The sequence below is a fragment of the Halothiobacillus sp. genome, assembly GCF_028710545.1.
Taxonomy (GTDB): Bacteria; Pseudomonadota; Gammaproteobacteria; order Halothiobacillales; family Halothiobacillaceae; genus Halothiobacillus.
Map to the genome: position 1 here is coordinate 1 of NZ_JAQTTX010000073.1, position 8,841 is coordinate 8,841.

Below are 8,841 nucleotides of genomic sequence, written 5' to 3' on the forward strand. Positions count from 1 at the left end.
CGGCTGTCCTGTACCTGCACCACGTCAACAAGGGCAGCGCCCGCGACGGCCAGACCGACCAGCAGCAGGCAGCGCGGGGCGCGTCTGCCCTGATCGACAACGCCAGATGGTGCGGCTATGTCGCCAAAATGACGGAGCAGGAAGCCGAGCGCATGAGTGACCGGGGCTTTGATCGTGCGCCCATCGGCAACGAACGGCGCGGCCTTTTTGTCCGCTTTGGCGTGAGCAAGCAGAACTACGACGCGACCCCGCTAGACCGCTGGTATCAGCGACACACCGGCGGGGTGTTGCTGCCCGTTGAACTACAGGAGGCAAGCAAGAGTGAAGAAAAAGGACGTGACACAAGGAGGCGCGGCGATGGCTTTTGACCTTACCCACGCAAGGCACGACCCAACGCATTGCTTGGCACCCGGACTATTCCGTAGCCTCAAGCGTGGCGAACGAAAACGCCTCAAGCTCGATGTGACGTACCACTACGCGGAGAACGAACAAGCGCGGTTTGTCGGCTTCGAGCCTCTTGGTGCAGATGACATGCGGCTACTACAGGGGCTTGTTGCCCTTGGCGGGCCAAAAGGCATCATTCTGACGCCAGAGCCAACAGCAGACCTTCCAAAGCAGCTAAGGCTATTCCTTGAACCGAAATTCGACGCAGTAGAGCAGGATGCGCTTGTCGTGCGGGAGAGCATGACAAAGCTGTTAGGCGAAATCGGCCTTACCGATGGAGGCGACAACATCAAGGCCATCAAGGCCAGCTTGCTGCGCATGGCAAACGTGACAGTGGTAGTCACCAAGGGCAGCAGGCAAGCATCTTTTCACCTGATGAGTTACGCCTTCGATGACGAGGATGGACGGCTGTTTGTTGCTCTGAATCCGCGCATCGCGGAGGCGATTCTTGGTAAGCGCCCCCACACCCGCATCGAGATGGCAGAAGTCCGCCAGCTCGAATCAGACCCGGCCCGCTTGATTCACCAGAGGCTTTGCGGCTGGATTGACCCCGGCAAGTCTGGGAAGGCTGAAATCGACACCCTGTGCGGCTATGTGTGGCCAGATGTGGCCGCAAACGCCAACACCATGAAAACCCGCAGGCAGACCGCCCGCAAGGCACTTGCCGAGCTTGCCGCCGTGGGTTGGACAGTGAGCGAGTACGCCAAGGGCAAGTGGGAAATCAGCAGGCCGAAGGCCCCGGCGTAACGCCACCCAACCCCCGTAGTAACGCCACCCAACCCCCGTAGTAACGCCACCCAACCCCCGTAGTAACGCCACCCGCCCCAATCCGAAAAACCCAGCACTGGCGAGGGTTTGCGGCCGATTCGCAAAATCCTTCCATGATCTATCCAAGATCATCCACTAGGCGCGGTACTTTTCGCCGCCCTTGAGGGCGTCAAAAGTCCTTGCCAAAGCTCCCAAAAGACAAGGCCGGGACAAGCCCGGCCAGACACACCCCCCCGCCGCCCGCCGCCCGCCCGCGCCGCCTTCATTCGTCCAGCGGGACAATGGACACCTTCACCCGGTAGCGTTTGGCCTCTCCCGCAGGTAGCGCAGCGGCCAGCTTGGCGAGCGTTTCGGCTGGCTTGTCGGTCGTGCTGGTGGAGCACATCGCCTCATACCCCGAACAGAAGCCATCAGAATCGCCTACAGCGGCTTTTTGGATGTTTTGGCTGCCTTGGGTTAGGGTTGGCAAAGAAAACGCGCCTATGGCCGTTTGCGGGCCTTCTGTGAGCATTGCCGGGACGGTCTTGGGCTTGCTTGTGCCGTTGATACCGAAAAATGCCGCCGCTAGGACAAGCAACAGACCACCGGCCACGATGAACGGGGCGCGGTTTGCCCGCCGTTTCGGCTGGATGGTTGGCAGATCGGGCGCGGCCTCGGTCTGGCCCTCGTCGAACAGGCCGGGTTCAAAGTCGATCTTGGCGGTTGTGCTCATGTCGGGACTCCCTCCTTGGGTGCGTCCAGCTTGGTGAAAAACTCATCGACGAAGCTGGACACTTCGACTTCCGAGAGTGGCGAAGGCTCAGGCGGCAAGCTGGCTTTCTCGCGTTGGCGGCATTCCTCCGCCGCCAGTAGGGCGCAGGCTTGCGGGCCTTCCTGCAAACGGATGCCGAGCGCGGCCAGCGCCGCGAGCATCGAGCGGCAGTGCTCTTGGGCGTAGCCGTCGCTCATGCTGTCGGTTGTCTGGCGTTCCCAGCTTTCCGGGCAATTCGGGTACAGGTAGCACTTGCGCCGGTACTCCGTCGCCCATGCCAGACGTTCAGCCAGAACGGGCGGCATGGTTGCCGCCGTGTCGGCTTGCGCGAAGAAGTAGCCGAGTCGCTTGGCTTCGGCCTGCAAGGCATCCAGTTGCAAGGCGTAATAGCTCGCCATCATGTGCCGCTGCACCTTGTCTGCAATCGGCATCGTGGCGATGTTGAGCGTGTCGATCATGGCAGCGCCCATCCGTAAGTGCCCTCATTCGGAACCGGGTAGGGGTAGCAAGCGCCTTTCTCGACCTTCCAGCCCTTGCCACTGCACCGGGCAAGCCGTTGCAGTTCGCCGGACTGGGCGAAGCGGTAGGCCGTTCGCCCTTCTGGCGTGTTGGCCCATGCCGCCGCCGCTTTCTCGTCCTTGGCTTCCGTGTAGCCCGCGCCGTATCCGGCTTGGTAGCCGGAATCCTTGCCGCTGCTGTGCATGTACCAGCCGAACAGGCCGACGCACAGGAAGGCCACGGCGATGCAGCCCGCCGCCCACTGCCACATCTGCTTTGCCGATGTGTTGTGCGCGACCTCTTGCGCTGCTGCTGCTACCGCTTGCGCCAAATCCGCCTTGGCTGCTTCCGCTGATGCTTTCACGGTTGCATCCGCCGTTACCTTGAAATTGACCAAGGTATCTTTGGCTGCTTGTGCTATCGCTTGCGGGAACTTCTCATACTGGCCTTGGTAGTGTTGCAAGGCCATGAGCACCAGCCACAGCGCATCATTGTTTTTCAGGCCGAGTGCATCCCGAACCCGGTAAAGACTTTGCCGCTCCGCGTCACTAGGTTGCCTGCCGAGCAGCTTTGCAAAGCTGTCGTCTAGGTCACTCATGGACTACGGCCTCCAATACCTTTTTGGCCTCGTTGCGCCACCGCGTAAGCTCCGCACGGTTGCCAATGGGCAATTCCTTGAGTGCTACCGCAATGCTCATGCGCTTGCTGTAAATGTCATCGCTCACACGGTCGGCCATGTCCGGGAATGTCACCGATTTCCCGCCGCGTTCCTCTACCGCCGTGCGCAGCTTGGAGCCGTTGTAAAGCTCGAACTTCTTTTCTTCCCCGAAGTGTCCATTGCGTACCACATGAACATCCGCATTCGGAATTGCGTCCATGTATTCCTTTAGCAGTTCGAGGCTATCCCGTTGGCGGTTAATCACCCACAGCGTGACCAGCTTCCGCTTGAGTTCTTCAAGCGTGCTATTCAGTGTTTCACCGTAGGCGCTCACGCCCTTGTTATTCCGTGCTGCCGTGTTGATTACCACGACGCTATCCGGCTTACTATCGCACAAGTTCACTAGCTGAATCCATCCGTCCGCCTCATCCAGATTGATAAGCTCCGTTTCCGTGCTTTCTTTATAGGCTTTCCATACGTCCGGGTTAGAGGTGTCAGACTCAATCAGCAAGACGCTTTCGCCGCGCTCTTGCAGGTAATCAACCGTTGCCATCGTGACAAGCGACTTGCCAACGCCGCCCTTGCTGCCACCGATCAGGTAAATGCTTTTCGCCATGTTGCTTACTCCTTAAATGTCGTCGCTGTCAGGTTTCGGGGTGAATGTCGCCTTTGATGTATCCGCAGGCTTCTTGACGGCGGGGCGGGGCGGGGGTGTGTCTCCCGGTGCTTGCACCGGGGCTTTTTTCGCTGGCTTTGCTCTCTGCAAGTAGCTCTTGAGCGTTGGGGTTGCGATGCTCAGACCTTCGCCGCGCAGCGTCTCTGAAATCTGGTCAAGCGTGTATCCACGCTTTTGCAAAGCGGCAATCTCTTTGGATAGCACGCGCACGGCCTCTTGCTTGCTGTGCTCCTGCTTCTTCTTTTCGACTGGCGGCATATCGCGCAGCTTCGATGCGATAGCCTCTAGCTGCTCTGTCGTGTATTTCATTCTGCTAACTCCTTTGCTTACTGGTTGCGGAGTTGACAGCATAGCGCCTTTTATGCTTGTTGCAAAGTGCATCCAGTACGCCTAAACTGCTGATATGATAGTAGAGCGGTTGAGCAATACAGGATGCGGATTGTCATACACATGGCTGCGCCATGTTCCTGCCAATCCCCGCCTGCCCATTCGGCGCTTCGCTTCTCACGGTCTGGCTCATCCTGCAAGGGGTGCCCCCTTGACCCCGGACAGTGCGGCGCTTTCGCTTCTTACTGTCCAAGACACACCCCCCGCCGCCCCCCGGCGAGAAGGAGACATGATGCCATTTGAAACGCAGGGGCCGGAACCGCTGGACGCCGTTATCAATGTACGGCTGACCGCAGCGGAGAAGGCCCGCTTGAAAGAGGATGCCGACCTTGCCGGATTGAGCATGTCGGAGCTTGTCCGCCGCCGCTACTTTGGCAGGCCGATCATTGCCAACGCCGATGCCGTAATGCTCAAAGAGCTACGCCGCATCGGTGGATTGCTAAAGCACATTCACAACGAGAGCGGAGGCGTTTACAGCAAGCAAACGGCTGAGGCGCTTGTGGCGCTCAAGGGCTATTTCAGGCAGATCAACGATGATCGTTAAGAAGGTTCCTAATCCGAAGAAGTCCGCGAGCAAGGCGCAGCGTATCGGCCAGCTTACCAACTATGTCCGCTCGCCTGAGTCAGAGAGTCCGCAGGAGAAGTGCCTTTATGCCGGTGCGCGTGGCTTTCTGATGGATGATGCCAAGAGCCAAACCGCTGAGATGATTGCCATCTCTCAGGAAGCGGTTAGGAGCAAGGACACCATCAATCACTATGTCTTGAGTTGGCGCGAAGGCGAGCAACCCAGCCCTGAGCAAGTGGAAGAAGCGGTAAGCATCTTTATGGATGAACTCGGGTGGAAAGACCATCAAGCCATCTATGGCCTGCATTCCGATACCGACAATATTCACCTGCACATCGTCATCAACCGGGTTCATCCTGAAACGCTCAAGATCGTTGAGAAGAACCGGGGTTTTGATATTGAACTGGCGCACAAGGCCATTGCCCGGATTGAGCACGCGCAAGGCTGGCAGCGTGAGCAAAACGGGCGCTATCAGGTGTTGGAAAACGGGGAGCTTGGCCGAGCGCCATACGACCCGGAAAAGCCGCGCCAGCCCGACCAAAAGAAGCGGGACATGGAGAACCGCACCGGGGAGAAGTCAGCCCATCGAATCGCCATTGAGGACGGCGCAGCGATCATCAAGCAGGCGCAAAGCTGGGAGCAGTTGCACCGCGAGTTAGCAGGCAAGGGGATGCGATACGAGAAAACCGGCAGCGGGGCAACCGTGTTTGTCGGGGATGTTGGCGTGAAGGCCAGCGACGTAGACCGTAACGCGAGCCTTGCCAAGATGCAGAAGCGTCTAGGCGAGTATCAGCCCGCGCCGCAGCGTCAGCAGGTTGCGCAGCGCGAGCCAGAGCCGATCAAGCCAGACGTGCCGGGATGGAAGGACTACATCACCGGGCGAAAGGCGCACTACGCGGAGAAGAACGCGGACAAGCTGGCACAGGACAAGCGGCAGGAGCAGGAGCGCAAGCAACTTGCCGAGCAGCAGAAGGCCCGCCGCGATGAACTCATGCGCGGCAACTGGAAGGGCAAAGGCGAAGTGCTCAACGCCATGCGCAGCGTGATTGCCGCCGAGCAGGCCGCAGAGAAAGCAGCTTTGAAAGAGAAGCACCAGAAGCAGCGCGAGCAGCACCGGCAGCAGTTCCGACCCTATCCCGACCTGGAGCAGTGGCAGCGGATGCAGAAAAGCCCGGAGCTTGCCGAGCAGTGGCGACACCGGGCCAGCGAGCCGCAGCGCATCGAGGGCGACCGCAGCGAGCCGCCGACACCGCGAGACATCCGCGCCTATCAGCCGGAAATCGTGGGCAAGCAGGTGCATTACAGCCGCAAGGAAGAAGCGGGGCCGGGCGGGGGTGTGTCTTTCGTGGACAAGGGCAAGAGCATCGACATTCACGACTGGCGCAACCGGGACAGCACGCTTGCCGCCTTGCAGCTATCGGCGCAGAAGTGGGGCAGCTTCACCGTAACCGGGAACGACGAATACAAGGCCATGTGCGCGAAGTTAGCAGCAGAGCACGGCTTCAAGATCACGAATCCAGAGCTTCAGGAGAGCATCCAGCAGGAGCGGCAGCGGATACAGCAGGAGAGGGCGCAGGCGATGAAATCGGAGCAGCTAAAGCAGTTCGAGCGGTACGCGGAAGCGGTAGGTGCGGAGCGTTACCGGGTAACGTCCATCAAGATGCAGGCAGACGGCAGGAAGCAAACCTTCATCCTCGACAAGAAGGACGGCATCACGCGGGGCTTCACACCGCAGGAGATCGAGCAGCGCACGCCGGAGATGCAGCGCCTACAGCGCCGGGGCGAAAACCTCTACTACACGCCGCTATCGGACAAGAAGCATCACATCCTCATCGACGACATGAACCGGGAGAAACTGGAGCGGCTTATCCGCGACGGCTACCAGCCCGCCGCCGTGCTGGAATCCAGCCCCGGCAACTATCAGGCCATCATCACCGTGCCGAAGCTGGGGACGGCCCACGATAAGGACGTTGGCAACCGCCTGAGCGATGCCCTGAACCGCGAATACGGCGACCCGAAGCTATCGGGAGCCATCCACCCGCACCGCGCACCCGGCTACGAGAACCGCAAGCCCAAGCACCAGCGGGAGGACGGCAGCTATCCCGAGGTGCGTTTGCTCAAGGCCGAGCGCCGCGAGTGCGTCAAGGCGCTGGCCTTGTCCAGCCAGATCGACGCCGAGTATCAGCGGCAAGCCGCCTTGAAGGCGCAGCAGCCCGAGCGCAGCAAAGCTAAGCCCGCCTTGGAGCTTGCAGCGGCCAGCGGCAGCGCGATCGACGCCTATCAGCGGCATTACCGCGACGTGCTCAAGCGGCAGCGTGGCGGCGAGGTGGACTTGTCCCGCTTGGATTCCATGATTGCCGTGCGTATGCGTGTCACCGGCCACGATCAAGCGGCCATCGAGGGCGCTATCCGCCAGTGTGCCCCGGCCACCCGACAGAAGGACGAGGGGCGCGACTGGAACGACTACGCGCAGCGCACCGCCCGCTATGCCTACAGCGCCGCAGGCGACCGGCAAGCCGCCGACCTGGGCAAGTACCGGCAGCAATGGGAAAAGCTGGAAGGGCGGGAGCCAGTACGCCAGCAGGAGCAGGCCAAGGCGCAGAAGATCGAGCGCGACAACTCGCCGGGAATGAGTCTCTAGCGTTGCGCGGTGGTTGTGATATACTTGTATAGCGTTTTCAGAATAGGAGCCGAAACATGCTTGCAATCCGACTGCCCGCCGAAGTGGAAACCCGCCTTGAAGCACTGGCGCAGGCCACAGGGCGCACCAAGACTTTCTATGCCCGCGAAGCCATCCTTGAGCACTTGGATGACCTCGAAGATTTGTACCTTGCAGAGCAACGCCTGATCGACATTCGCGCAGGCAAAACCCAAACCGTGCCACTCGAAGAAGTGATGAAACGCTATGGCGTGGAAGGTTGAACTCGACCCAGCCGCCGAGCGCGAGCTAGGCAAGATCGACCCGCAGACCGCCCGCCGCATCCTCGCTTTTTTGCATGGCCGCGTCGCCCAGCTCGACGACCCGCGCAGTATTGGCGAAGCCCTCAAAGGCTCCAAACTGGGCGCCTTCTGGAAATACCGCGTTGGGGATTGGCGAATCATCGCCAGCATCGAGGACGGTGCTTTGCGCATCCTCGTTATGCGCATCGGCAATCGTAAGGAGGTTTACCGCCAATGATCGAATACAGCTACAAGATCGACCCCCGCCCCGCCGACCTTGGCGGCGGGTGGCGGTTGCGCCTGTTGGAAAGCGGCGAGGAAGTCGGCGGCGGAGTGTTCCCGTTGTCCGAGTACGCCACAGCAGAGAACGCAGAGGAAGCGGCCAGCTACGCCTATGAGGACGCCTTGGCCGAGGCTTCGGCGTGGCTGGCATCGAGGGGCGAAAATTGAGCGGCGCGGCAGGGGATTGCGGCCCCGGCAGCGCCTAACCATAACCGTTCTAAACAGGAGAACAGCATGGCTTTGGACATTATGGCGGCCTTCACCAATGAGCCGCCAGAACTTGATTTCATCTGGCCCGGATTCTTGGCCGGAACCGTGGGCGCACTTGTCGCACCTGGTGCAACTGGCAAGAGCTTTTTTGCTCTTGAAGCGGCTATGTCAATCGCTTGCAGTGTGGCAGGCGGCGACCTTGTAGGACTGGCCCCGGCGCACACCGGGCGCGTGGTTTATCTCGCTGGCGAAGATCCACAGCCCGCCCTTGTGCGGCGTGTCCACGCCATCGGCCAGCACCTCAACCAGTTGGCCCGCGAAGCCATCGCCGAGAACCTGATGCTTGAGCCGATCATGGGCAAGCGGTTGAACGTGATGGACGAGGCGCACTTGCGTCGCGTCATCGACTACAGCGCAGGGGCGCGACTGATTGTGCTGGACACCTTGAGCCGCATTCACAGCCTCGACGAGAACAGCAATGGCGACATGGCCCACCTTGTTTCCGTGTTGGAACACATCGCGGCAACCACCGGGGCGGCTGTCCTGTACCTGCACCACGTCAACAAGGGCAGCGCCCGCGACGGCCAGACCGACCAGCAGCAGGCAGCGCGGGGCGCGTCTGCCCTGATCGACAACGCCAGATGGTGCGGCTATGTCGCCAA

At 60.4% G+C, this 8,841-nt stretch carries 12 protein-coding genes and 1 pseudogene; 8 read left to right on the forward strand and 5 right to left on the reverse strand.

Annotated features, from left to right (window positions below; all coding sequences use genetic code 11):
- Together PHD44_RS11600 and repC are read left to right on the forward strand one after the other, a co-directional pair.
- Positions 1–368 (forward strand): annotated as a pseudogene (locus tag PHD44_RS11600) (replication protein A); the annotation flags it as partial.
- A complete protein-coding gene (gene repC / locus PHD44_RS11605) occupies positions 358–1,191 on the forward strand; it encodes a replication protein C, IncQ-type (protein WP_103035958.1) in 834 nt (277 codons plus the stop codon). The pseudogene PHD44_RS11600 and the gene repC, both read left to right, overlap by 11 nt.
- Before the next feature lie 283 nt (positions 1,192–1,474).
- Here repC and PHD44_RS11610 read toward each other — a convergent pair whose 3' ends face one another.
- Genes PHD44_RS11610 through PHD44_RS11630 form a run of 5 tightly spaced genes read right to left on the reverse strand, consistent with a single transcriptional unit; the run spans position 1,475 to position 4,104 of the window.
- Positions 1,475–1,924 (reverse strand): hypothetical protein, encoded by a 450-nt coding sequence (locus tag PHD44_RS11610; RefSeq protein WP_103035949.1) that lies wholly within the window; start codon positions 1,922–1,924, stop codon positions 1,475–1,477.
- On the reverse strand, positions 1,921–2,433 hold the full coding sequence (locus tag PHD44_RS11615; RefSeq protein ID WP_300191878.1) for a hypothetical protein: 513 nt from the start codon (positions 2,431–2,433) through the stop codon (positions 1,921–1,923). The genes PHD44_RS11610 and PHD44_RS11615 overlap by 4 nt, the downstream gene beginning before the upstream one ends.
- On the reverse strand, positions 2,418–3,059 hold the full coding sequence (locus PHD44_RS11620) for a DUF6753 family protein (protein ID WP_103035952.1): 642 nt from the start codon (positions 3,057–3,059) through the stop codon (positions 2,418–2,420). Before PHD44_RS11620 ends, PHD44_RS11615 begins: the two co-directional genes overlap by 16 nt.
- Positions 3,052–3,735: a protein mobD gene (locus PHD44_RS11625; RefSeq protein ID WP_009873358.1), complete on the reverse strand. Its 684-nt coding sequence runs from the start codon at positions 3,733–3,735 to the stop codon at positions 3,052–3,054. Before PHD44_RS11625 ends, PHD44_RS11620 begins: the two co-directional genes overlap by 8 nt.
- Before the next feature lie 12 nt (positions 3,736–3,747).
- On the reverse strand, positions 3,748–4,104 hold the full coding sequence (locus tag PHD44_RS11630) for a protein mobC (protein WP_103035953.1): 357 nt from the start codon (positions 4,102–4,104) through the stop codon (positions 3,748–3,750).
- Between the two features lie 310 nt (positions 4,105–4,414).
- Here PHD44_RS11630 and PHD44_RS11635 point away from each other — a divergent pair, with 310 nt between their 5' ends.
- From PHD44_RS11635 to PHD44_RS11660, 6 genes are all read left to right on the forward strand, one after another.
- A complete protein-coding gene (locus tag PHD44_RS11635) occupies positions 4,415–4,726 on the forward strand; it encodes a ribbon-helix-helix protein, CopG family (protein WP_103035959.1) in 312 nt (103 codons plus the stop codon).
- Positions 4,716–7,388: a TraI/MobA(P) family conjugative relaxase gene (gene traI / locus PHD44_RS11640; protein ID WP_103035954.1), complete on the forward strand. Its 2,673-nt coding sequence runs from the start codon at positions 4,716–4,718 to the stop codon at positions 7,386–7,388. The genes PHD44_RS11635 and traI overlap by 11 nt, the downstream gene beginning before the upstream one ends.
- A gap of 56 nt (positions 7,389–7,444) precedes the next feature.
- A complete protein-coding gene (locus tag PHD44_RS11645) occupies positions 7,445–7,669 on the forward strand; it encodes a DUF6290 family protein (protein WP_103035955.1) in 225 nt (74 codons plus the stop codon).
- On the forward strand, positions 7,653–7,925 hold the full coding sequence (locus PHD44_RS11650; protein ID WP_103035956.1) for a type II toxin-antitoxin system RelE/ParE family toxin: 273 nt from the start codon (positions 7,653–7,655) through the stop codon (positions 7,923–7,925). Before PHD44_RS11645 ends, PHD44_RS11650 begins: the two co-directional genes overlap by 17 nt.
- Entirely contained in the window at positions 7,922–8,137 is a 216-nt protein-coding gene (locus tag PHD44_RS11655; protein ID WP_222697900.1) for a hypothetical protein, read from the forward strand. The genes PHD44_RS11650 and PHD44_RS11655 overlap by 4 nt, the downstream gene beginning before the upstream one ends.
- A 66-nt stretch (positions 8,138–8,203) precedes the next feature.
- A partial coding sequence (locus PHD44_RS11660; protein ID WP_300191931.1) for a helicase RepA family protein occupies positions 8,204–8,841 on the forward strand: 638 nt, incomplete at its 3' end.

Bases quoted from the DNA above. Each gene is read 5' to 3' on its own strand.
- PHD44_RS11625 (WP_009873358.1), bottom strand. From the start codon at position 3,735: ATGGCGAAAAGCATTTACCTGATCGGTGGCAGCAAGGGCGGCGTTGGC.
- PHD44_RS11610 (WP_103035949.1), bottom strand. From the start codon at position 1,924: ATGAGCACAACCGCCAAGATCGACTTTGAACCCGGCCTGTTCGACGAG.
- PHD44_RS11630 (WP_103035953.1), bottom strand. From the start codon at position 4,104: ATGAAATACACGACAGAGCAGCTAGAGGCTATCGCATCGAAGCTGCGC.
- PHD44_RS11635 (WP_103035959.1), top strand. From the start codon at position 4,415: ATGCCATTTGAAACGCAGGGGCCGGAACCGCTGGACGCCGTTATCAAT.
- PHD44_RS11645 (WP_103035955.1), top strand. From the start codon at position 7,445: ATGCTTGCAATCCGACTGCCCGCCGAAGTGGAAACCCGCCTTGAAGCA.
- PHD44_RS11620 (WP_103035952.1), bottom strand. From the start codon at position 3,059: ATGAGTGACCTAGACGACAGCTTTGCAAAGCTGCTCGGCAGGCAACCT.
- traI (WP_103035954.1), top strand. From the start codon at position 4,716: ATGATCGTTAAGAAGGTTCCTAATCCGAAGAAGTCCGCGAGCAAGGCG.
- PHD44_RS11615 (WP_300191878.1), bottom strand. From the start codon at position 2,433: ATGGGCGCTGCCATGATCGACACGCTCAACATCGCCACGATGCCGATT.
- repC (WP_103035958.1), top strand. From the start codon at position 358: ATGGCTTTTGACCTTACCCACGCAAGGCACGACCCAACGCATTGCTTG.
- PHD44_RS11650 (WP_103035956.1), top strand. From the start codon at position 7,653: ATGGCGTGGAAGGTTGAACTCGACCCAGCCGCCGAGCGCGAGCTAGGC.
- PHD44_RS11655 (WP_222697900.1), top strand. From the start codon at position 7,922: ATGATCGAATACAGCTACAAGATCGACCCCCGCCCCGCCGACCTTGGC.